We start from the raw sequence: 22296 nt of genomic DNA on the forward strand, positions 1-22296 counted from the left end.
CACCGGCCGGCGGAGGCGAGGAGGCACGATGACAGCTGATCCCGACGACCCGGAACGGTCCGGTACGGACCATCTCCGGCAGGTCCACGACGCGGCGGCCGAGCTCGCGTGGACGGCGGAGGAGATCCGGCGGATCTGCGCGCGCACGACGGCCACGCTGACCGCCGCCGCCACGCGTTCCCCATGGTTTCCCGCCGGTATCCACTGGAGCCTGCTCCGCGCGCTGACCAACCGCGGGGGGCTCGGTTACGCCTTCGAAGGCGGGCGGTTCGGCGGTCCGGCCGCCCGCCTGGGCGCGCTGGCCGGGCGGAGCAGCCTCGCCACGCTGGTCGCCGTCACCTCCCTGCGGCTGCGGCTCGCGGGTGTCCTGCACCGGCGTCCGGAACTGGCCGCCGACCCCGTCATGCGGCGGCTGCTCGACGCGGCCGGCGCGGATCGCGACGTCGAGGCGGTCCGGGCCGTCCGGGCGCTGTGCAGGGAGAAGGGCGCCACCGGGGCGATCGGCGGCATCGCGCCCGTCTTCGGCGAGGTGCTCGCGATGCGGGCGCTGCTCGACGAGAACCCCTTCAACGACCAGACCGGCTGGTCCATCGTGCCGGGCCGGGGATCCTCGGGTCACGGACGGGATGTCGTCCACTCCGCCGGGCCGCGCCGCGCCGCCGTCTCCCCGGCCTCCGCCGGGCCGCGCCGCTCCAGGAGGCTGCTGCTGGCCGGGGGCCTCGCCGGACTCGTCGCGGCCGTCGCCGTGGCCGCGTGGCGCCGACGCGCCGGCCGGGCCTCGCGCGGGTGACGGGGATGGGGATGACCCCGGGATACGGAGTGCTCGCCGAGCAACTGGCCGCCGACGCCGCGCGCCTGGCCGATCACGCGGCCAGGCTGCGCGACCTCGCCGCCCGTGTCCGGGGCAATCCGATCGTGCCCGAGTGGTTCGACGACCTGATCGACGGGCAGATCGCCCGCTGCGCCGCGGCCTCCGCGGACCTGACCCGCGCCGCGGCGGCCACCCGTGACCGCGCCGCCGGAGAGCGTGACCGCGCTGCCGGAGAGGGAACCCGCCTCACCAGGGCCGGTGCCGTCCCCCGCGACCGCGCCCCCGACGCTTCCGGCGTCCCTGGTTCTCCTGCCGCTCCCAGCGTCTCTGCCGCTTCCGGCATCCCTGATGCCCCCGACGTCCCCGATTCCCCCAGCGCCCCCGGCGCTCCCGACACCCCCGGCGTCCCGAAGAGGGATGAGCCCGGCCGGTTCCGATGAGACCACTTTCCGAGGAGGCCCCATGCCCACCGACCCCCGCCACTCCCGGCTCGACCACGCGTCCCTCAGCCCCGGCGACGAGCGGGTCCCCCCGCATCTGGTCAGGACGGCGCACGAGGGCCTGCCCGCCCGGCGGGACACGCCGAAGCGGGTCCTGGTCATCGGCGCGGGCATGGCGGGCCTGGTCGCCGCCTACGAGCTGATGCGCCAGGGGCACGACCCCGTCGTGCTGGAGGCACAGCAGCGCGTGGGCGGCCGCGTCCACACCCTGCGCGGCTTCGCGGAGGGCCTGTACGCCGAGGCCGGGGCCATGCGCATCCCCCGCGTCCACGACCTGACGCTGGCCTACTGCCGCGAGTTCGGGCTCGGCCTGCGCCCGTTCGTCATGGGCAACCCCAGGACCCTCGCCTTCATCCAGGGCAGGCGCATGACGATGGAGGACCTGAACGCCGATCCGGGCCTGGTGGACTTCGAGCTGGCCGAGCACGAACGCGGCAGGACCTACGAGGAGCTGTGGAACGCGGCCACCGCGGAGGTCCGGGAGCGCTACTCGGCCGAGGGAGGCGCCGCCCTCGACCGTCTCTGCGCCGACTACGACCATCACTCGATCCGCAGCTTCCTGCGCGAGCGCGGCTTCTCCCCGGGGGCCGTCGAACTCTACGGGATCATGAGCTTCCGGGAGGCGAACCTCAACGCCGCGGTGATCGAGCAGTTCCGGGAGATCATCGGCCGGGCGTTCGAGGACATGCAGGAGATCGTCGGAGGGACCGACCGGCTGCCCCTCGCCTTCTACGAGCGGCTCAAGGAGCGCGTCCGCTTCGGCCACGAGGTGCACGCGATCGAGCAGGACGACCACTCGGTCACCCTGCACGTCAGGACCGCCGCGGGCCGTACCGAGATGACGGGCGACTACGCCGTGTGCACCATGCCCTTCTCCGTGCTCCGCGACATCGAGATACGGCCCGCGTTCACCCGGCGCAAGCAGCGGGCGATCAGGGAGCTCAACTACAACGCCTCGACCAAGATCCTGTTCCAGGTGCGCGAGCGGTTCTGGGAGCGCACCGACGGGATCGTCGGCGGGACCACCGTGACCGACCTGCCCGTCCGCCGGATCTGCTACCCCTCCCACTCCGACCCCGACGAGCGCAGGGGCGTTCTGCTCGCCAGCTACACCTGGGGCCAGGACGCGCTGCGGTGGGGTGCCATGAGCAGGGAGAAGCGGATCCAGCAGGCCGTGGAGGACGTCGCGAAGGTCCACCCGGAGATCGTCGACGCCTTCGAGTTCGGGGTGAGCCACGCCTGGTACGAGGACCCCTTCGCGGCCGGTGCCTTCGCCCTCTTCGAGCCGCACCAGCAGACGACCCTGCACGAGGCGATCATCCAGCCGGAGGGCCGCGTCCACTTCGCCGGAGAGCACTGCTCCCTCTGGCACGCCTGGATCGAAGGCGCGCTGGAGTCGGGACTGCGCGCCGCCGCCGCCATCCACGACAGCCCGTCCTGAGACTTTTCCCGGGGGCGGTGGAATCGATCAACGAGGCGTGATGTTCGATTGGTCCGTAGGCATACCGCTGATCGTGGAGGTCCCTGTGGGCAAGCTGAACGACGACGCGAAAGAACTGCTCAGCCAGCCGATTCACGCCTGGGTGACGACCGTACGGCCGGACGGATCGCTGCACAGCACCGTCGTGTGGGTGGACGTCGACGGAGACGACGTCATCTTCAACACGGCCGTCGGTCGCGCCAAGGAGCGCCACCTGCGCAACGACCCCCGGGTGTCGGTGAGCATCCTGGACCCCAAGGACGCCTTCCACCTCGTCAGCGTCTCGGGCACCGGAGAGCTGGAGCTCGAAGGCGCGGACGCCGTCATCGACGGCCTGGCGAAGAAGTACCTCGGGGTGGACAGCTACCCCTACCGGCAGCCGGGCGAGCAGCGCATCACGGTCCGGGTGAGGCCTGACCAGGTGATCTACAGCCCGGGGAGCTGAACGGCGTTCTCCGGCGCGGCCCGGCCACGAGTAGTCTGCTGCGACTGACACGCGACGAACCTGGAGGCGTTCCACATGGAAGCAAGCGGCGAGGGCACGGCACGGCCGATCACGTTCGTCGGCGAACCGGTGCTGCACCGCCCGTGTGAGACCGTGACCCGCTTCGACGACGATCTCGCCACGCTGGTCGCGGACATGTTCGCGAGCATGTACGCCGCCGAGGGCGTGGGCCTGGCGGCCAACCAGATCGGGATCGGCCTGCGCGTGTTCGTCTACGACTGCCCGGACGAGACCGAGGAGTACCGCAAGGGTGTCGTGGTCAATCCGACGCTGGTGATGCCCGGACCTGACGAGGAGCACCTGGACGACTACGACGAGGGCTGCCTGTCGGTGCCGGGGCAGCGGGCGTCGCTGGCCCGGCCGGACCGCGCCGTGGTGCACGGGTTCGACGTGACCGGAGCGCCCGTCACGGTGGAGGGCACCGGCCTGCTGGCCCGCTGCCTGCAGCACGAGACCGACCACCTGGAGGGGCGCCTCTACATCGACCGGCTCCCGGCCGAGCGGCGCGAGCAGGTCCTGGCGGCCTACGAGCAGGAGCGCGACCAGGCGGCCGTGGCCGGCTGAGCACCGGCGGGCCCGGGGGAGGGGATCCTCCGCCGGGCCCGCCTCCCGGCTACCATGTCGCCCGATACCACGACATCGGGAAAGGGCTGGGTGTTGAAGGATCTCGGAGACGGGTTCCGCGCCTTCTGGCGGGAGCGTCACCTGTCCACGCTGACCACCGTGCGGGCTGACGGCACGCCGCACGTCGTCCCCGTGGGGGTGACGCTGGACGCCGACTCCGGGATCGCGCGGGTGATCACCTCGGGCGGCTCGCACAAGGTCCGCCACGTGCGCGAGGCCGGAGAAGAGGGCGCGGCGGTCGCCGTCTGCCAGGTGGACGGGCGCCGCTGGTCGACCCTGGAGGGGCGCGCGGTGATCCGGGAGGACCCGGGGTCGGTCGCCGACGCCGAGCGCCGCTACGCCGAGCGCTACCGGCGGCCCCGGGAGAATCCGGCCCGCGTCGTGATCGAGATCCGGGTCGGCCGGGTGCTGGGCAATGTCTGACCTCGTCATGGTCGTCGGCATCGGCGCCGACGGCTGGGCGGGCCTGTCGGCGGCGGCACGGCGCGAGCTGCACGCCGCGGAGGTCCTGATGGGCAGCGCCCGGCAGCTGGCGCTGGTCCCCGAGGCGACCGCCGAGCGCGTCGCCTGGCCCTCGCCGATGCTCCCGGCCCTGCCCGCGCTGATCGCCTCCCACCGGGGCCGCCGGGTGTGCGTGCTGGCCAGCGGCGACCCCATGTTCCACGGCATCGGCACGACACTGGTCCGGCTGCTCGGCACGGGCCGGGTCCGGGTGCTGCCTCATCCGTCGTCGGTCTCGCTGGCCTGCGCCAGGCTCGGCTGGGCCGTCGACCGGGTCGAGGTGGTCAGCGTCGTGACGAGGCCGGTCGAGTCGCTGCACGCCGTGGTCCACCAGGGCCGCCGGGTGCTGGTCCTCAGCGCCGACGGCCGCACTCCGGCGCGGGTCGCCGCGCTGCTCGCCGCGCGTGGGTACGGCGGGAGCCCGATGACGGTCCTGGAGCGGCTCGGCGGCGCCGGGGAGCGCGTGATCCACGGTACGGCGGGCGGCTGGTCCCTGCCGGTGGCCCACGACCTCAACGTGGTCGCGGTGGAGTGCCGCGCCGACGCCGGGACCGTGCCCCTGCCCTGCGTCCCGGGCCTGCCGGACGAGGCCTTCGAGCACGACGGCCAGCTCACCAAGAGCGAGGTGCGCGCGGTGACCCTCTCCCGGCTCGCCCCCGTCCCCGGCGAGCTGCTGTGGGACGTCGGCGCGGGTGCGGGCAGCGTCGCGATCGAGTGGATGCGCGCTCATCCGGCCAACCGGGCGGTGGCGGTGGACAGCCATCCCGAGCGGGCCGCGCGGATCTCCCGCAACGCCGCGGGGCTCGGCGTGCCCGGCCTGAACGTGGTGACCGGGCCGGCTCCCGCGGCGCTCGCCGGGCTGGAGCCGCCCGACGCCGTCTTCATCGGTGGCGGGGTGACCGTCCCCGGAGTGGTGGAGGGGTGCTGGGAGGCGCTGCGGCCCGGCGGCAGGCTGGTCGCCAACGCGGTCACCGTGGAGTCCGAGGCCGTCCTGGCCTCCTGGCACGGCGAGCTCGGCGGCGACCTGGTCCGGCTGGCGGTCAGCAGGGCGGCACCGGTCGGCGGCTTCACCGGCTGGCGGCCGATGATGCCCGTGACGACCTGGACGGCGATCAAGCCGGTGGAGGGTGAGCGATGACGGTGCGTTTCATCGGGGCGGGACCCGGCGCCGCCGACCTGATCACTCTCCGGGGGCAGCGGGCGGTCGCGTCCTCGCCGGTGTGCCTGTACGCCGGGTCCCTGGTCCCGGCCGAGCTGCTGGAGTGCTGCCCGCGCGGGGCACGGCTGGTGGACACCGCCAGGATGGCTCTGGAGGAGATCGTGGCGGAGATGCTCGCCGCTCACCGGGCCGGCCACGACGTGGCCCGGCTGCACTCCGGCGATCCGTCGGTGTTCAGCGCGATGGCCGAGCAGATGCGGCGGCTGGACGCGGCCGGGGTGCCCTACGAGGTGATCCCCGGCGTGCCCGCGTTCGCCGCCGCCGCGGCGTCGCTGAAGCGGGAGCTCACCGTCCCCGGGGTGGGCCAGACGATCGTGCTGACCCGGACCTCGGTCCGCGCCACCCCCATGCCCGACGGAGAGGACCTGGACACGCTCGGCCGCAGCCGGGCCACGATGGTCCTCCACCTGGCCGTGCAGCGCGTCGAGGCGGTCGCCGCGGAGCTGGTCCCCAACTACGGCGCCGACTGCCCGGTGGCCGTGGTGGCGCGGGCCAGCCGGGACGACGAGGTGATCCTGCGCGGCACCCTGGCCGACATCGCCGGCAAGGTCCATGCCGCCGGAGTCGTCCGCACCGCGGTGATCGTGGTCGGCCGCGTGCTGACCGCTTCGGAGTTCCCCGACAGCCACCTGTACTCGGCCGCCCGCTGCCGTGACTGACCCCGGCGCCGGGACCTACCGCCCCACCGCGCCCGGACACCGGCCCCGGCCCGGCCGGTCCGCGTGGCCGGTTCAGCCGGCGCGGCCGACGATCGCTCCCGCGCGGTCGATGACCACCACGTCCACCGCCACGGACGCCTCGCGCAGCACGCCGACGGCCGTCAGGCGGGCGCGCTCGGCGACCAGGTCGCCCAGCGGCAGCCCCGCCTCCTGGCAGAGCCGGAGCGCGTGCAGGGCCGTGTTGGCCGCCAGCACCCGTCCGGCCAGTGCCTCGCCCCCGCCCGCCGAGCGGACGATCTCTGCGAGCATCCCCGGATTGACCTGCGAGCGGCCCGAGTGAAGGTCCAGATGGCCGTCGGCGAGCTTGGAGAGCTTGCCGATGCCGCCGGCCACGGTCAGCCGCGGCACGGGATGCCTGCGCAGATACTTCAGCACGGCTCCCGCGAAGTCGCCCATGTCGAGCAGCGCGTCCTCCGGCAGCCCGTACAGCTCGGCCGCCACCCTCTCCGAGGTGCTCCCGGTGCATCCGGCGACGTGCCGGCGGCCGGCCGCCCTGGCCACGTCGATGCCGCGCCGGATGCTGTCGATCCAGGCCGAACACGAGTACGGCACCACGACGCCGGTCGTGCCGAGGATGGACAGCCCGCCCAGGATCCCCAGCCGGGGGTTCCAGGTCTTCCTCGCCAGCTCCTCGCCGTGCTCCACCGAGATCTCCACGATCACGTCACCGGTTCCGCCGTGCCGGGCGGCCACCTCGGCGATGTGCTCGCGCATCATCCGCCGGGGGACCGGGTTGATCGCCGGTTCGCCCACGTCCAGCGGGAGCCCCGGCTTGGTGACGGTGCCGACCCCGGGCCCCGCCGCGAACGCCACGCCGCCGCCGGGGGCGCCGTGCCGTACCGTCGCGGAGATCAGTGCCCCGTGCGTCACGTCGGGGTCGTCACCGGCGTCCTTGACCACCGCGGCCATGGCCGCGCCGCCGGTCAGCTCCTCCCTGGCCAGCGCGAACGCCGGGCGCCGCCCCTTGGGCAGCGCGATCTCCACCGGGTCGGGGAAGTCGCCGGTCAGCAGCGCGGTGTAGGCGGCGGTGGTGGCCGCGGTCGCGCACGCGCCGGTGGTCCATCCGTGGCGTAGGGGCGTGCTCATGGTTCAAGCATCGGTCGGTACGGCAGGGCGACGCCCCGCGACGGAGGAAAGGTGACGCAGTGGTGAACATCCTGGTGCTGGGCGGTACGGACGAGGCCAGGCGGCTGGCCGCCGCGCTCGCCGGACGCGTCGGGACACACGTGGTGTCCTCGCTGGCGGGGCGGGTGCGCGACCCCAAACTGCCGGTGGGCGAGGTGCACGAGGGCGGCTTCGGCGGTCCCGGCGGACTCCAGGCGTGGATCGGCGAGCGCCGGATCGACGTCGTCGTGGACGCCACGCACCCGTTCGCCGCCCGGATGACCGCCTCGGCGGTCGAGGCGACCGGCCGGGCCGGGGTGCCGCTGCTGATCCTGCGGCGGCCGGGCTGGCAGGCCGCCCCCGGCGACGACTGGCGCTGGGTGCCGTCGCTCGCCGCGGCCGCCGAACTCCTGCCCGCGCTGGGGGAGCGGGTGTTCCTGACCACCGGCCGCCGGAGCCTGCCGGTCTTCGCCGGGCTCGACGGTCTGTGGTTCCTCGCCCGCTCGGTGGACCCGCCGGAGCCGCCCGCCCCGCGCCGTCTGGAGGTGCTGCTCAGCCGAGGCCCGTTCACCGTGCGGGGTGAGCTGGCGCTCATGCGCCACTACCGCGTGGACATGCTGGTCACCAAGGACAGCGGCGGAGAGATGACCACGGCCAAGCTGCTCGCGGCCCGCGACCTCGGACTCCCGGTCGTGATCGTACGGCGGCCGCCGCATCCCGGGGGAGTCCCCTCGGCGGGGACGGTGGAGGAGGCGCTCACCTGGCTGGAGGGCACGGTGGGTCACGTCAGGTGAGGTTGAGCCGGCCGGGAGGAGCGCCCGGCCGGGGGCGTCAGGCCCGCCTGAGCGGGCCGGGAGGTGCACCCGGCCGGAGGGCCCCGGCCGGGTGGGCCCGCCCGGCCGGGGCCGCGGGAGGCCGGTCACGCGGGGTAGCGGCGGGGGGTGAACACCACCTGGCCGCCGTCGCCACGCTTGACCGCCCGGGTGGTCGAGGAGCCCACCAGCAGCAGGCAGCGCATGTCGACCATGGCCGGGTCGAGCTCGGCCAGGGTGGTGACGGTCACGCTCTCCCCGGCTCCGCCGACGTCCCGGCCGATGACGACGGGAGTCTGCGGAGCGCGGTGCTCCAGCAGCAGGTCCCGGGCGGCGGCCACCTGCCACGTGCGGCTCTTCGAGGCGGGGTTGTAGATCGCCAGGACCAGGTCGGCCCTCGCGGCGGCGGTGATCCGCCCGGCGACGACCTCCCACGGCTTGAGCAGGTCCGACAGCGACAGCACGCAGTAGTCGTGGCCGAGCGGGGCGCCCGCCCGGCTCGCCACCGCGTGCGCGGCGGTCAGACCCGGCAGCACCCGCACCGGGACGTCGGCGAACCGGGGCTCGCAGGCCACCTCCAGCACCGCGCTGGCCATCGCGAACACCCCCGGATCGCCCGAGGAGACCACGGCCACCCGGGATCCGGCCGCGGCCAGCTCCAGCGCGTGCGCGGCCCGCTCGGCCTCCACCCGGTTGTCGGTGGGGTGGCGGCGCTGGCGCGGGTTCGGCGGGACCCGGTCCAGGTAGGGGCCGTACCCGACGAGCTCGTCGGCGCCCGCCAGCGCGTCCTGCGCCTCCGGGGTCAGCCACGGCCGTCCGGCCGGGCCGAGACCGACCACGACCACCTCGCCGGGACCGCCGGCCGAGGTCGCGGGCTCCGCCTCCCGGACCGGCCCGGCCTGCGCGGCGTTCACCGGGCTCGGGATCAGCGCCAGCGAGAAGTACGGCACGCTGTCCGGGTCCACCTCGGCGAGCGGGGCCAGGCGCTGGCCGCCGGTGGTGGCGCGTTCCACGTACCAGGCCTCGTCGAGGCGGCCGGCCCGGTCCAGCGCGTCGCGCACCTTGGCGAACGTCCGGCCGAGCTTGAGGATCGCCGCCGAGTCGGCGGACGCCAGGCGCTCGGCGAGAACCTCGGCGGGGAGCGTTCCGGGCAGCACGGTCAGCGTCTCGTCCCGCTCGACCAGCGGCCGTCCGAGGACCGCCGCGGCGCCGCTCACGGAGGTCACGCCGGGGACCACCTCGGTGACGTAGCGGTGGGACAGGCGCTTGTGCATGTGCATGTAGGAGCCGTAGAAGAGCGGGTCGCCCTCGCACAGCACCACCACGTCGCGCCCGGCGTCCAGATGGGCGGCCAGCCGCAGCGCGCACTCGGCGTAGAAGTCGTCGATGGCGCCCTGGTAGCCGCCGGGGTGATCGGTGGTCTCCGTGGTGAGCGGGTAGATCAGGGCTTCCTCGATCTGGCCCTCGCGCAGGTACGGCGCGGCCACCGAGCGGGCGATGCTCCGGCCGTGGCGGGCGCTGTGGAAAGCGATCACGTCCGCCTCGCCGAGGAGGCGGGCGGCCTTGACGGTCACCAGCTCCGGATCCCCGGGCCCGAGCCCCACGCCCCAGAGCCGTCCAGTCGTCATGTCGTTCAATCGTCCTCACTCGCGATGGCGTTGACCGCGGCGGCGGTCATCGCGCTTCCACCCCGGCGCCCGTGCACGACCAGGTACTCCAGGCCCGCCGGATGCTCGGCGAGGGCCTGCTTGGACTCGGCGGCGCCGATGAAGCCGACCGGGATCCCGAGCACGGCGGCCGGCCGGCCGGCGCCCTCCTCGACCATCTCCAGCAGCCGGAACAGCGCGGTCGGCGCGTTGCCGATCGCGACCACGGAGCCCTCCAGCCGGTCGCGCCACAGCTCCAGCGCGGCGGCGCTGCGGGTGGTGCCCAGCCGTCCGGCGAGCTCCGGCACGCCCGGCTCGCCCAGCGTGCAGATCACCTCGTTGCCGGCGGGCAGGCGGCGGCGGGTCACCCCGGAGGCGACCATCATCGCGTCGCACAGCACCGGCGCGCCCGCGCGCAGGGCCGCGCGCGCCGACGCCACGACGCCGGGCGACCACCCGAGGTCGGTGACCAGGTCGACCATCCCGCAGGCGTGGATCATGCGGACCGCCACCTGGGCGACGTCCGGGGGCAGGCCGCTCAGATCGGTCTCGGTGCGGATGGTGGCGAAGGAACGGCGGTAGATCTCCGCGCCGTCGCGGACGTAGTCGATCACGTTTCCCCTCTGGCGGCCGCCACCGCGGCCGTGGTCTCTTCGATGTCCGCACAGGTCAGGCTCTGGCCGTCCAGGTCGACGCGGTAGCCGTCGCCGGTGGCGACCACGTCCGCGACCCGCCCTCCGGGGCGGCCGCAGCGCCTGTCGCAGCCCGCCCAGTGCACGGGGAGCGTACCGGTGTGCGGTGAATCCGCCACATGCGGGGCGACGGCCGGTGGCGTGCCGCCCTCCGGCTCCGCCCGGCTCCCCGGCCCGGTTCCGCTCCGGGCGTCGCCCCCGATCGGTGCCCCGGGGCCGGCTCCGGTGGCGGAGGCGGTCCTGCCGCCCCGGCGGGAGAGGGTGGCGCGGGCCGCGTCGGCCCGCACGTCGGCCAGGGACTTGGCGCAGCCGGGGCGTCCGGTGCAGGCCGTCACGCCGATCCACGGGGAGCCGGGGTCGGTGACCAGGCCGGCCTCCGCCAGCCGGGCGGCCGCCCGCGGCAGTTCGGCGCGGTCCAGACCGGGCAGCACCACGCCCCGCCACGGTGTCAGCCGCACCTCGCCGTGGGAGGCCAGGCCGGCGAGGAGTTCGGCCTGGGCGGAGGTCAGCCGTCCCAGCGGCACCGCGACGCCGAGGGCCACCCGGCCGCCGGGCCGGCCGAAGGTTCCCACCGGCCCTCCCGCCGCGGACGGCCGCCCGGCCCGGTACGGCTCCGCGGGCGGGCGGAGCCGTACCGGGCCGGCGGAACCGGTGTCCAGCGCGGCGCGGACCCGGGCCGCGACCAGTTCCGCGCCGTCGCTCAGCTCGCTGATCCGCCAGGCGTGCGTCTCCTGGGCGGCCAGCTCGGCCAGGAACGCCTCGGCGGCGGCGAGCAGGGTGGTGACCGCGGAGGTCACGGGCACGCGCAGGCCGCTGTCGGCGCCCGCGAGGATCAGGGCGGCCTCGCCCGCCCCGGTCGGCAGGATCCCGGCGTCGGGGCCGAGCCAGGCCACGTCGCCCCGGCCGTCGTCGAGGGCGAACAGGAAACGTCCCGGCAGGCCGGCGAGGCCGGGCCGGGCGCACAGCCGGCGGTCCAGGTCGGCGACCAGCGGGCCGACGTCGAGCACCCCTCCCGTGTCGCAGCCGGTCAGCGGGGAGGCGAGGACGTTGCGGATCCGCTCGTGGGTGGGCGAGGGCAGCAGCCCCGCCTCCGCCATGCGCGCCGCGAACCCGGTCTCCTCGCCGAGCCCGCGCACCTGGACGTTCGCGCGGGAGGTCAGCTCGATGACGCCGGTCCCCCAGGTGGCGGCGGCGCCGGCGAGTTCACGTAGCTGGGGGACCGTCAACCGGCCGCCGGGGACGCGGACGCGCGCCAGGCCGCCGTCGGCAGCGGCGTGCACCTGGAGCGCCCCGGGACAGGCATCGAGTCGCGATCGTCCGGAAAAGTCGCCAATGACCACGCAGAGGATGGTAACGCCAGTTTCTTGCAAGGAACGGGACTGCCGTAGTCTCATCGATGGCGACGGCAAAGGGAGGAAGCCGGTGTGAATCCGGCGCGGTCCCGCCACTGTAACCGGGGAGCGAACCCCACCCAGGCCACTGTCCGGCGACGGACGGGAAGGCCGGGGGGAGCACCGATCCGGGAGCCAGGAGACTCCAGCCGTCGTAGCCGACGACGACCCGGGGCGAGGACCCCGAGGGAGGAAGCTCCGTGCGCTTTTCGCCGTTCCCGTGCCATCCGGTGGCCCCGCTGAGCCGTACCACGCCGTTCCCGCAGGGGTGTGGCGCGTGATCCTCCTGCTCTCGACCTCCGACACCGACCTGCTCAGCGCCCGCGCGAGCGGCGCGGACTACCGGCTGGGCAACCCCGCCCGGCTCACCGCCGAGGACCTGCCACCCCTGCTGGACGGCGCCGACCTGGTCGTCGTCCGGCTGCTCGGCGGGCGCCGCGCCTGGGAGGAGGGCCTGGACGCCCTGCTCGCCGGGCCCCGGCCCGTCGTCGTCCTGGGCGGCGAGCAGGCGCCCGACGCCGAGCTGATGGAGCTGTCCACCGTGCCCGGCGGGGTCTGCGCCGAGGCGCACGCCTACCTCGCCCACGGCGGCCCGGCCAACCTCACCGAGCTCCACCGGTTCCTGTCCGACACCCTGCTGCTGACCGGACACGGGTTCGCCGCACCCGCCCCCACCCCCGGCTGGGGCCTGCTGGAGCGCGCGGCGCGCCGCGAGGACGGGCCGGTCATCGGGGTGCTCTACTACCGGGCCCACCACGTCGCCGGGAACACCGCGTTCGTCGAGACCCTCTGCTCGGCGATCGAGGACGCCGGCGGCCGGGCGCTGCCCGTCTACTGCGCCTCCCTGCGCAGCGCGGAACCCGCCCTGCTGGAGGTCCTCGGTACGGTGGACGCCCTGGTGGTGACCGTCCTCGCGGCCGGCGGCACCCGCCCGGCCACCGCGTCGGCCGGCGGGGACGACGAGGCCTGGGACGTCGGCGCGCTCGCCGAGCTGGACGTGCCGATCCTGCAGGGTCTGTGCCTGACGAGCAGCCGGGCGTCGTGGGAGGAGAACGACGACGGCCTGTCCCCGCTCGACGCGGCCACCCAGGTCGCGATCCCCGAGTTCGACGGCCGGATCATCACGGTGCCCTTCTCCTTCAAGGAGATCGACGAGGACGGGCTGACCGTCTACGCGGCCGACCCGGAGCGGGCCTCCCGGGTGGCGGGCATCGCGGTACGGCACGCCGTGCTCCGGCACATCCCGGCCGGCGAGCGGCGGATCGTGCTGATGCTGTCGGCCTACCCCACCAAGCACTCCCGGATCGGCAACGCCGTCGGCCTGGACACCCCCGCGAGCCTCGTCAGGCTGCTGGCCGTACTGCGCGAGCGCGGCTACGACATCGGCGCCGAGGGCGAGCTGCCGGGCGTGACCGAGCAGGACGGCGACGCGCTGATCCACGCGCTGATCGCGGCGGGCGGGCAGGACCCGGAGTGGCTCACCGAGGAGCGGCTCTCCGGCAACCCGGTGCGCATCGCGGCCGGCCGGTACGCCGAGTGGTACGGCACGCTGCCGGAGGACCTGCGCGCCGGGATGGAGCGGCACTGGGGCCCCGCGCCGGGCGAGCTGTTCGTGGACAGGGCGCACGACCCGGACGGCGAGATCGTGCTGGCCGCGCTGCGCGCCGGGAACGTCGTGGTCATGGTGCAGCCGCCCCGCGGCTTCGGCGAGAACCCCATCGCGATCTACCACGACCCCGACCTGCCGCCCAGCCACCACTACCTGGCGGCCTACCGCTGGCTGGCCGACGGTTTCGGCGCGCACGCCGTGGTGCACGTGGGCAAGCACGGCAACCTGGAGTGGCTGCCCGGGAAGTCCGCCGGGCTGTCGGCCTCCTGCGGCCCCGACGCCGCGCTCGGCGACCTGCCGCTGATCTACCCCTTCCTGGTCAACGACCCCGGCGAGGGCACCCAGGCCAAGCGCCGGGCCCACGCCACCCTGGTCGACCACCTCGTCCCGCCGATGGCCCGCGCCGACACCTACGGGGACATGGCCAGGCTGGAGCAGCTTCTCGACGAGCACGCCTCCATCGCCGCGATGGACCCGGCGAAGCTCCCCGCGATCCGCGCCCAGATCTGGACCCTGATCCAGGCCGCCCGGCTCGACCACGACCTGGGCATCGAGGACCGTCCGCACGACGCCGAGTTCGACGACTTCCTGCTGCACATCGACGGCTGGCTGTGCGAGGTCAAGGACGTCCAGATCCGCGACGGCCTCCACGTGCTGGGCGCCGCCCCGCAGGGCGCGACCCGCGTCGACCTGGTGCTCGCGATGCTCCGCGCCCGCCAGATGTGGGCGGGCGGCGAAGCCCTCCCGGGGCTCCGCGAAGCCCTGGGCCTGGCCGAGGACGGCACAGCCGGCCGGATCGGCACCGACGAGGCCGAGACTCTCGCCCGCGCGCTGGTCGAGGCCATGGAAGAGCGGGCCTGGGACCCGGCGGCCGCCGCCGGAGCGGCCGACTCCGTCCTGGGCGCGGACGCCGGCCCGGGTGAGCCGCCTGCCGCGACCGTGGCACGCGGGGCGGCTCCCGCCGTACCCGGGGCGGAGCCGAGGACGGGTGCGGGGGCGGACCGCGGGATGGTGGAGCGGATCCTGCGGTTCGCGGCGGCCGAGGTCGTGCCCCGGCTGGCACGGACCACGGACGAGATCGACGCGATCCTGCACGCCCTCGACGGCGGCTACGTCCCGGCGGGACCGAGCGGGTCGCCGCTGCGCGGGCTGATCAACGTGCTGCCCACCGGCCGCAACTTCTACTCGGTCGACCCCAAGGCGGTGCCGAGCAGGCTCGCCTGGGAGACCGGGCAGGCGATGGCCGACTCCCTCCTGGAGCGCTACCGGGCCGACACCGGAGACTGGCCGCGCTCGGTCGGGCTGTCGGTGTGGGGGACCAGCGCCATGCGCACCGCGGGCGACGACGTGGCCGAGGTGCTGGCCCTGCTCGGTGTGCGGCCGGTGTGGGACGAGGCGTCGCGGCGGGTCACCGGGCTGGAGCCGATCCCGGCCGGGGAGCTGGGACGCCCGCGCGTGGACGTCACGGTCCGGATCAGCGGGTTCTTCCGGGACGCGTTCCCGCACGTGGTGGCCATGCTGGACGACGCGGTACGGCTGGCCGCCGGGCTGGAGGAGCCCGGGGAGCAGAACTACGTCCGGGCGCACGTGCTGGCCGACAGCCGCAGCCACGGAGACGAGCGCAGGGCCACCATGCGGATCTTCGGCTCCCGGCCGGGAGCCTACGGCGCCGGGCTGCTGCCGCTCATCGACAGCCGCAACTGGCGCGACGACGCCGACCTCGCCGAGGTCTACGCGGTGTGGGGCGGCTTCGCCTACGGCCGGGGCGTCGACGGGGTCCCGGCCAGGGAGGACATGGAGACGGCCTACCGGCGGATCGCGGTGGCGGCCAAGAACGTCGACACCCGCGAGCACGACATCGCCGACTCCGACGACTACTTCCAGTACCACGGCGGCATGATCGCCACGGTCCGCGCTCTCACCGGGAAGGCGCCGGCCGCCTACATCGGCGACAGCACCCGCCCCGACGCGGTCCGCACCCGGACGCTCTCGGAGGAGACCTCCAGGATCTTCCGCGCCCGGGTGGTCAACCCCCGCTGGCTGGCCGCCATGCGCAGGCACGGCTACAAGGGGGCCTTCGAGCTCGCCGCCACCGTCGACTACCTGTTCGGCTACGACGCCACCACCGGTGTGGTCGCCGACTGGATGTACGACAAGCTGGCCGCCACCTACGTGCTGGACCCGGAGAACCAGGACTTCCTGGCCAGGTCCAACCCGTGGGCGCTGCACGGCATCGCCGAACGCCTGCTGGAGGCGGCGGACCGGGGCATGTGGGAGCACCCCGACCCTGACATCCTGCGCGAGCTCCAGGAGGTCTACCTCAAGTCGGAGGGAGACCTCGAAGAGGGCGCCTGAGGCCGCGGGCCCGTCCCGCTCACGCCGGGGCGGGCCCGTACGGGCGGCCGGCCGCGGTCACGTCCGGGGTCGAGGGCGCCACGCGGGCGGCGCGGAGGAGGCGGGTAGTTTAACGGCACACCGACCCGCGAGGAGAGACGTTGCCGCCCGCCCAGCCCAGTGTCCTGTACGTCACCGATCTGGCCTACCAGGCCCGAGGGCGCCGATACTGCGACGAGGACATCTTCCTGACCTCCCGGCTCCGCGAGGACTTCGACCTCGCCCTGTGTCACCCGCTGGACGCGTCCGCGCTGATGGACGCCTTCGACATGGTCGTGGTCCGCAACAGCGGGCCCGTGCTGCACTACGCGGCCCAGTACGCCGCCTTCCGCGACCGGGCGCTGAGGAGCGGCACGCGCGTCTACACCCAGCTGACGGGTAAGGCGGACCAGGCCGGCAAGCAGTATCTGCTCGACCTGTGCTCCGAGGGATACCCGGTCATCGCGACCGTCGACCGTCCGGAGGACCTCGGCCGCCTGCCCGACGCGGCCGAGTACGTGATCAAGCCCAGACTCGGCGCGGACTCGATCGGGCTGGAGTTCGTCACCCGGGACCGGCTGGAGGGGATGGTGTTCGACGGCGTGCTCGTCCAGCCGCGTATCCGCTTCCGGTACGAGGTGTCGTTCTACTTCATCGACCGTGTCTTCCAGTACGCCCTCTACGCGCCCCACCCTGACCGGCGGTGGGTCCTGGAACGGTACGGACCCACCGAGGCGGACCTGGAGTTCGCCCAGCGGTTCGTCGACTGGAACGACATCGAGCACGGGATCCAGCGCGTCGACGCCTGCCGCACCCCGGACGGGGAGCTCCACCTCGTCGAGCTGGAGGACCTGAACCCCTATCTCTCCCTCGATCTCCTCGACGGCGAGGCCCGTGACTCCTTCGTCGCGAACATGAAGGCGTCCCTGCACGACCTGCTCGGCGCCGCCCCTTCCTCCTGAGCACCGGGCGGTCGCAGGCGGAACTCAAGGCGGTCGCACCCGGGCCGCGGCGCGTGACGGCTCCGCGAAGTTGCATAAAAAATGAAAATCATTACCATTCTCCTTAGTTGGCCAGGCGGCTGAGGAGGCGTTTCGGGGTGTCCGCTGATGCCTGAGGCGCGCCCGACACCCGGCTCGGACGGCGCGTAGACCTCCGGCGCGCCGCTGCCGGCAGGGCCGTCCGGCGGCCGGCTCCACGTCGTGGCACGGCCACGACAGCCGCTCAGCGAGTGGCCACGGCATTTCCCCTGTGAAAGGACCCTTCCCCCATGCGCTCCCTGAACCGCCGTGCCTTCCTCGGCACCACCGCCGGGCTGTCCGCCGCCCTGCTCGCCGGATGCGGCGCCGGTCCCGCGACCGGGACCGCCGCCGCGGGCCGGCCACGCGGGGGAGGCCGGCTGCGCGTCGCGTTCGCCGGCGGCGGGGCCCAGGAGACCCTGGACCCGCACCTGTCCAACCTGTTCGTCGAGGCCTCGCGGTCGAAGGCGCTGTTCGACAAGCTCGCCGACTACGGCCCCGACCTGTCGGTCCAGCCCCGTCTCGCCGAACGCTGGGAGTCCGACGCCGCCCTCACCACGTGGCGGGTCACCCTCCGCCAGGCCGCCTTCCACGACGGAAGGCCCGTGCGGGCCGCCGACGTCCTGTACAGCTACGCCCGGATCGGCGACCCCGCCCGCGCCTTCCGCGCCAGGACCACCCTGGCGGTGATCGACCTGGCCCGCAGCAGGGCCGTCGACGACCGCACCGTGGAGTTCGCGCTCAGGCAGCCGTTCGCCGAGTTCCCCAACGTGCTGGCCGCCTTCGGCGTGTTCATCGTCCCCGAGGGAGCCGAGGACTTCACCCGGCCCGTCGGGTCCGGCCCGTTCGTCTTCGGCTCCTTCGAGCCGGGCCGTTCCCTGCTGCTCAGGCGCAACGCCGACTACTGGGAGGGCGCGCCCCACGTCGACGAGCTGCAGTACCTGATCGCCAACGAGGAGTCGGCCCGCGTCAACGCGCTGCTCGGCGGGCAGGTCGACTACGCCCACGACATCACCGCGACCACCGCCCGGGCCTACCGGGGCAACGACCGCCTGGCCGTCACGCGGCTCACCAACAGCGGCATGCAGGCCTTCGCCATGAAGCTGGACCGGCCGCCCTTCGACGATCGCGACCTGCGCGAGGCCATGTTCCTGCTGGCCGACCGGGAGCAGCTGGTCGACACCGTGCTGGGCGGTGCCGGGCAGCCGGGCAACGACCTGTTCGGCAGGGGGTACCAGTACTACGCCGAGGAGATACCGCAGCGCGCCCGGGACCTGGACAGGGCGGAGTGGCTGGTGCGGAAGGCCGGCGCGAAGGGGCTGCGGATACGGCTGGACACGTCCGCGGCGGCCGGCGGCTTCGTGGAGTCCGCGAGCGTCTTCGCCGACCAGATGCGGCAGGCCGGGCTCGACGTCAGGGTCGCCGTGGGCGACAAGGACACCTACTGGAAGGACGTCCTCGACAGGGGCAGCCTGTGCTGCTTCCGCTCCGGCGCGATGCCCATCGAATCCCACTTCTCGCAGCGCCTGCTCAGCACCTCCACCACCAACATCACCAAGTGGAAGCGCCCGGAGTTCGACGCCCTCTACACCAGGGCCGTCTCGCTCGCCGACGAGAAGGCACGCCGCGAGGTGTACGCCGAGATGCAGCGCATGCAGCACGCCGAGGGCGGCTACCTCGTCTGGGGTTTCGCCGACTGGCTCGTCGCGACCGCGCCAGGGGTGGGCGGCGTCGTCGACGCCCCGGCCAACACCCTGGACTGGGCCCGGTTCGACAAGGTCTGGCTGGCGTGAGCGGCCGAGGCGGGGCCGGGGTGAAGGACCGGGGCCCGGCCCGCGTGAGCGGAGGGCATGGCGGGCCCGGCCGGCCCGGCGGACCCGGCGGACCCAGCGGAGCCAGCGGTCTCGGCGGGCCCGGCGGGCCGTGCTCGGAGCCGGAGCGGCGGAGCCCGTGAGCCTGCCGAAATACGCCGTACGGCGCCTGCTGCTCGGCCTGGCGCAGATCGTGGCGGTCGCGACGCTGGTGTTCGCCCTCACCGAGGCGCTCCCCGGCGACGCCGCCGTGGTGCTGGCCGGCGACGTGCCCGATCCGGAGCGGATCGAGCGGATCCGACAGGAGCTGGGGCTCGACCGGCCCGCCCCGGTGCGCTACGCCGACTGGCTGCTCGGCCTTCTGCGCGGAGATCTCGGGTCGTCGCTGACGGCCGGGCGACCGGTCGCCGGATTCCTCGCCGAAGCCGGTGGGCCGACCGTCCAGCTCGCCGCGATCACTCTGCTGCTCCTGGTCCCGCTGGCCGTGGCCGTGGGGGTCGTCGCGGCGATCCGTGAGGGCCGGCTGCTCGACCGGGCGCTCACCTCCGCCGGCATCGGCCTGTACTCGGTACCGGAGTTCGCCCTCGCCGTCGTGCTGGTCGCGCTGTTCGGGATCCGGCTCGGCTGGTTCCCGCCCACCGCGGTGGGCGTCGGCCCGAACCTGCTCGCGCAGCCGGCCGTGCTGGTGCTCCCCCTCCTGGTCCTGCTCGCCCGGCCGATCTGCTCGATCAGCCGGCTGGTCCGGGCCGGGATGATCGACGCCCTGCGCTCCGACTACGTCCGTCACGCGCACAGGCTCGGGCTCTCCACCCGGCGGGTGAGGCTGGCGCACGCCCTGCCCAACGCGGTGGCGCCGGCCGTACAGCAACTCGCCCGGACCACGGACTGGCTGCTCAGCGGCGTGATCACCGTCGAGGCCGTGTTCGTCGTCCCCGGCCTCGGCACCGCCCTGGTGAGCGCGGTCTCCGCACGGGACATCCCGGTGATCCAGGGACTCGCCCTGGTCTTCGCGGCCACCACCGTGGCCGTGAACCTCGTCGCCGACCTCGTCGCCTTCCGCCTCGCCCCGCGCGCCGGAGGTGCGGCATGAGATCGGCGATGAGGTGGGGACCGGGCGCCGCGCTGCTGAGCGTGCCGCTGGTCGTGGCCCTCGCCGGCCCGTGGCTGGCGGGCGAGCCGGACCCCCGCGGTGTCCCGTACGGCTCCGGCACCCTCCTGGGGACGGACTTCGTCGGGCGGGACGTGGGGGAGCAGGTGCTCCTCGGGGGCCGGACGGTCGTGGTGGTCGCACTGGCCGCCACCGTGCTGGCCTACCTCGCGGGCACGCCGCTGGGCGTGCTGGCCGCGATGACCGGGCGCCGATGGCTCGACGAGCTGCTGATGCGGCCGCTGGACCTGCTGCTGGCGATCCCCTCGCTGCTGCTGCTCATCCTGCTCGCCGCCACCGCCCCGCCCGGGGCGCTCCCCCTGGTCGTCATCGTCGCCGTGATCAACCTGCCGGAGGTGGCCCGGATCTCCCGGGCGGCGGCCCTGGAGATCGCCGCCAGGCCCGCGATGGAGGCGATGCGGCTGCAGGGCGAGAGCCGGTGGCGCCGGGCGGCCGGATACGTGGGCCGCTCGATGCTCCGCACGCTCCTGGCCGACCTGGGCGTCCGGGTCGTCGGCGCGCTCTATCTGGTCGCGACGGCGAGTTTCCTGGGCGTCGGCGTCCCCCCGGACGCAAGCGACTGGGCGGTGATGGTGGACCGCAACCGCACCGGCATGTTCCTCCAGCCCTGGGCGGTGCTCGTCCCGGCGCTGCTCGTCGTCACCCTGTCCGTCGGGCTGAACCTGCTCTTCGACGGAGTGCGCAGACACCGCGAGGAGGCCGCGTGATCCGCGTCGTGGGGCTGCGCGCCGAGGCCGGCGGCAGCGCGCTGGTCGACGGTGTCTCCTTCGAGCTCGCCGCCGGCCGGGTGCTCGCCCTGGTCGGGGCCTCGGGCAGCGGCAAGACCACGATCGGGCGGGCGCTGCTCGGCGAGCACGTACCCGGCGTGGCCCTGTCCGGGACGGTCGAGGTGCGCGGCCGGATCGGTTACCTGCCGCAGCATCCCGCGTCGGTGCTCAACCCGGTCCGCCGCGTCGGCGCGGTGCTGCGCGAGATCGCCCGGCGGCACGCCCCGGACGGAGCGGCGGCGGAGCGGGTCGCGTCCGTGCTCCGCCGCGCCGGGCTGCCCGCGGGCGAGGACCTGCTCCGCCGCTACCCGCACCAGCTCTCCGGGGGCCAGCAGCAACGTCTGGTGCTCGCCCAGGCCCTTCTCACCGCTCCGTCGGCGATCGTCGCGGACGAGCCCACCACCGGCCAGGACGCCATCACCAGGGGGGAGGTCGCCGGGGAGCTGAGGGGCCTCGCCCGCCAGGGCATCGCCGTGGTCCTGCTCAGCCACGACCTGGACGTGGTGCGCGCCCTCGCCGACCAGGTGATCGTCCTGCGCGGCGGCCGGGTGACGGAGAGCGGCCGTGCCGAGGACGTGTTCAGCCGGCCCGGGCACGACTACACCCGGCGACTGCTCGCCGCCCGGCTCCCGGCCACCCCCCGTCCGGCTCCGGAGGTCCCGCCCCCGGTGAGTGTCCTGCCCGGCCCGGTGGTCCCGCCCCCGGCGGGCGTTTCTCCCGGCCCGGAGGTCCCGCCCCCGGTCCCGGAGGTCCCCAGTCCGGTCCCGGTGAGCCCTCTCCCCGTCCCGGAGGTCCCGCCGGGACGGGCGCGGATCGAGGTCGTCGGCCTGACGGCCGGACACCGCTCGGGCCCGGTGCTCGACGACGTGTCGCTGCGGGTGGCCGCCGGGCAGTGCCTGGCGCTGGTCGGGCGTTCGGGGAGCGGGAAGACCACCCTGGCCCGTTGCGTCGCGGGACTGCACGAGCCCGCACGCGGGACCGTGCTGCTCGACGGGCGTCCACTGGCCCCGTCGCTGTCGCACCGCCGCCGCGAGGACATCGCCCGCGTGCAGTACGTCTTCCAGGACGCGCACGCCTCCTTCGACCCGGGCCGGACGGTGGCCGACCAGGTGAGCCGCACCGCCGTACGGCTGCGCGGCCTGGGCCCGGGGCAGGCGCGGGAGGCGGCGCTGGACATGCTCGGACGCGTCGGGCTGGGCCCGGCCGCGGCGGCGCGCAGACCCGGGGGACTGTCCGGCGGAGAGCTCCAGCGCGCGGCGCTCGCCCGTGCGCTGCTCGCCTCCCCCGACGTCCTCATCTGCGACGAGATCACCTCCGGCCTGGACACGGTCACCCAGGCCGGCGTCCTGGACCTGCTCGACGGGCTCCGCCGCGCTCTCGGCCTGACCCTCGTGCTGATCAGCCATGACATGGGCGTCGTCGCGCGGCTGGCGGACCACGTCGTGATCCTCTCGGCGGGGAGGATCGCGGAGGAGGGCGGCATCGGGCACCTCCCGACCCTTCACTTCGAGATCCCGCTCGGCGACGGCCGGCCGGAGTGAGACG

At 74.6% G+C, this 22296-nt stretch carries 19 protein-coding genes and 1 riboswitch; of the genes, 15 read left to right on the forward strand and 4 right to left on the reverse strand.

From position 1 onward, the window contains the following. Positions 1-28: 28 nt before the first annotated feature. The 8 genes from BM085_RS32455 to cobM all read left to right on the forward strand — a co-directional run bounded on the left by BM085_RS32455 (position 29) and on the right by cobM (position 6299). Positions 29-790 (forward strand): hypothetical protein, encoded by a 762-nt coding sequence (locus tag BM085_RS32455; RefSeq protein WP_093890636.1) that lies wholly within the window; start codon positions 29-31, stop codon positions 788-790. Between the two features lie 11 nt (positions 791-801). Next, positions 802-1251, forward strand: coding sequence for a hypothetical protein (locus BM085_RS32460; protein ID WP_143121164.1), 450 nt, complete (start codon positions 802-804; stop codon positions 1249-1251). Positions 1252-1273: 22 nt separating this feature from the next. Beyond that, positions 1274-2752 (forward strand): flavin monoamine oxidase family protein, encoded by a 1479-nt coding sequence (locus tag BM085_RS32465; protein WP_093890638.1) that lies wholly within the window; start codon positions 1274-1276, stop codon positions 2750-2752. A gap of 73 nt (positions 2753-2825) precedes the next feature. Then, positions 2826-3236: a TIGR03618 family F420-dependent PPOX class oxidoreductase gene (locus BM085_RS32470; protein WP_245789830.1), complete on the forward strand. Its 411-nt coding sequence runs from the start codon at positions 2826-2828 to the stop codon at positions 3234-3236. Between the two features lie 75 nt (positions 3237-3311). Then, complete coding sequence (gene def, locus BM085_RS32475; protein ID WP_037935052.1) at positions 3312-3860, forward strand: peptide deformylase; 549 nt, start codon at positions 3312-3314, stop codon at positions 3858-3860. 54 nt (positions 3861-3914) lie between these two features. Next, positions 3915-4343: a TIGR03618 family F420-dependent PPOX class oxidoreductase gene (locus tag BM085_RS32480; protein WP_093890639.1), complete on the forward strand. Its 429-nt coding sequence runs from the start codon at positions 3915-3917 to the stop codon at positions 4341-4343. Beyond that, complete coding sequence (gene cbiE / locus BM085_RS32485; protein WP_093890640.1) at positions 4336-5559, forward strand: precorrin-6y C5,15-methyltransferase (decarboxylating) subunit CbiE; 1224 nt, start codon at positions 4336-4338, stop codon at positions 5557-5559. Before BM085_RS32480 ends, cbiE begins: the two co-directional genes overlap by 8 nt. Then, positions 5556-6299 (forward strand): precorrin-4 C(11)-methyltransferase, encoded by a 744-nt coding sequence (gene cobM / locus BM085_RS32490; protein WP_086577180.1) that lies wholly within the window; start codon positions 5556-5558, stop codon positions 6297-6299. The genes cbiE and cobM overlap by 4 nt, the downstream gene beginning before the upstream one ends. Before the next feature lie 72 nt (positions 6300-6371). Here the strand turns inward: cobM and BM085_RS32495 are convergent, their stop codons facing one another. After that, the gene (locus BM085_RS32495) at positions 6372-7445 is read right to left on the reverse strand and encodes a cobalt-precorrin-5B (C(1))-methyltransferase (protein ID WP_093890641.1); all 1074 of its coding nucleotides are present in this window, start codon (positions 7443-7445) and stop codon (positions 6372-6374) included. Positions 7446-7504: 59 nt separating this feature from the next. Here BM085_RS32495 and BM085_RS32500 point away from each other — a divergent pair, with 59 nt between their 5' ends. After that, positions 7505-8257, forward strand: coding sequence for a cobalt-precorrin-6A reductase (locus tag BM085_RS32500; RefSeq protein WP_093890642.1), 753 nt, complete (start codon positions 7505-7507; stop codon positions 8255-8257). Between the two features lie 125 nt (positions 8258-8382). Here BM085_RS32500 and BM085_RS32505 read toward each other — a convergent pair whose 3' ends face one another. The 3 genes from BM085_RS32505 to BM085_RS32515 are packed head-to-tail and all read right to left on the reverse strand — an operon-like array spanning position 8383 to position 11893. After that, a complete protein-coding gene (locus tag BM085_RS32505; protein WP_093890671.1) occupies positions 8383-9903 on the reverse strand; it encodes a precorrin-2 C(20)-methyltransferase in 1521 nt (506 codons plus the stop codon). 5 nt (positions 9904-9908) lie between these two features. After that, positions 9909-10535 (reverse strand): precorrin-8X methylmutase, encoded by a 627-nt coding sequence (locus BM085_RS32510; RefSeq protein WP_093890643.1) that lies wholly within the window; start codon positions 10533-10535, stop codon positions 9909-9911. Next, entirely contained in the window at positions 10532-11893 is a 1362-nt protein-coding gene (locus tag BM085_RS32515) for a precorrin-3B synthase (protein ID WP_245789831.1), read from the reverse strand. The genes BM085_RS32510 and BM085_RS32515 overlap by 4 nt, the downstream gene beginning before the upstream one ends. 78 nt (positions 11894-11971) lie before the next feature. Next, positions 11972-12170: riboswitch (cobalamin riboswitch) on the forward strand. 111 nt (positions 12171-12281) lie between these two features. On the opposite strand from BM085_RS32515, the gene cobN reads away from it, so the two are divergent. The 6 genes from cobN to BM085_RS47025 all read left to right on the forward strand — a co-directional run bounded on the left by cobN (position 12282) and on the right by BM085_RS47025 (position 22292). After that, complete coding sequence (gene cobN / locus BM085_RS32520; protein ID WP_093890672.1) at positions 12282-15968, forward strand: cobaltochelatase subunit CobN; 3687 nt, start codon at positions 12282-12284, stop codon at positions 15966-15968. A gap of 140 nt (positions 15969-16108) precedes the next feature. Further along, positions 16109-16948, forward strand: coding sequence for an ATP-grasp domain-containing protein (locus tag BM085_RS32525; RefSeq protein WP_093890645.1), 840 nt, complete (start codon positions 16109-16111; stop codon positions 16946-16948). Positions 16949-17256: 308 nt separating this feature from the next. Further along, positions 17257-18798, forward strand: coding sequence for an ABC transporter substrate-binding protein (locus BM085_RS32530; RefSeq protein ID WP_093890646.1), 1542 nt, complete (start codon positions 17257-17259; stop codon positions 18796-18798). Between the two features lie 157 nt (positions 18799-18955). Then, positions 18956-19906, forward strand: a complete 951-nt coding sequence (locus BM085_RS32535) for an ABC transporter permease (RefSeq protein ID WP_093890673.1) — start codon at positions 18956-18958, stop codon at positions 19904-19906. Between the two features lie 8 nt (positions 19907-19914). Further along, entirely contained in the window at positions 19915-20691 is a 777-nt protein-coding gene (locus tag BM085_RS32540; protein ID WP_245789832.1) for an ABC transporter permease, read from the forward strand. Continuing rightward, positions 20688-22292, forward strand: a complete 1605-nt coding sequence (locus BM085_RS47025; protein ID WP_093890648.1) for an ABC transporter ATP-binding protein — start codon at positions 20688-20690, stop codon at positions 22290-22292. The genes BM085_RS32540 and BM085_RS47025 overlap by 4 nt, the downstream gene beginning before the upstream one ends. Positions 22293-22296 lie beyond the last annotated feature (4 nt).

It is taken from the genome of Streptosporangium canum, assembly GCF_900113865.1.
In the GTDB taxonomy this organism is placed as follows: domain Bacteria; phylum Actinomycetota; class Actinomycetes; order Streptosporangiales; family Streptosporangiaceae; genus Streptosporangium; species Streptosporangium canum.

Bases quoted from the DNA above. Each gene is read 5' to 3' on its own strand.
- BM085_RS32455 (WP_093890636.1), top strand. From the start codon at position 29: ATGACAGCTGATCCCGACGACCCGGAACGGTCCGGTACGGACCATCTC.
- BM085_RS32460 (WP_143121164.1), top strand. From the start codon at position 802: ATGACCCCGGGATACGGAGTGCTCGCCGAGCAACTGGCCGCCGACGCC.
- BM085_RS32465 (WP_093890638.1), top strand. From the start codon at position 1,274: ATGCCCACCGACCCCCGCCACTCCCGGCTCGACCACGCGTCCCTCAGC.
- def (WP_037935052.1), top strand. From the start codon at position 3,312: ATGGAAGCAAGCGGCGAGGGCACGGCACGGCCGATCACGTTCGTCGGC.
- BM085_RS32480 (WP_093890639.1), top strand. From the start codon at position 3,915: ATGTCGCCCGATACCACGACATCGGGAAAGGGCTGGGTGTTGAAGGAT.
- cbiE (WP_093890640.1), top strand. From the start codon at position 4,336: ATGTCTGACCTCGTCATGGTCGTCGGCATCGGCGCCGACGGCTGGGCG.
- cobM (WP_086577180.1), top strand. From the start codon at position 5,556: ATGACGGTGCGTTTCATCGGGGCGGGACCCGGCGCCGCCGACCTGATC.
- BM085_RS32495 (WP_093890641.1), bottom strand. From the start codon at position 7,445: ATGAGCACGCCCCTACGCCACGGATGGACCACCGGCGCGTGCGCGACC.
- BM085_RS32505 (WP_093890671.1), bottom strand. From the start codon at position 9,903: ATGACGACTGGACGGCTCTGGGGCGTGGGGCTCGGGCCCGGGGATCCG.
- BM085_RS32530 (WP_093890646.1), top strand. From the start codon at position 17,257: ATGCGCTCCCTGAACCGCCGTGCCTTCCTCGGCACCACCGCCGGGCTG.
- BM085_RS32540 (WP_245789832.1), top strand. From the start codon at position 19,915: ATGAGGTGGGGACCGGGCGCCGCGCTGCTGAGCGTGCCGCTGGTCGTG.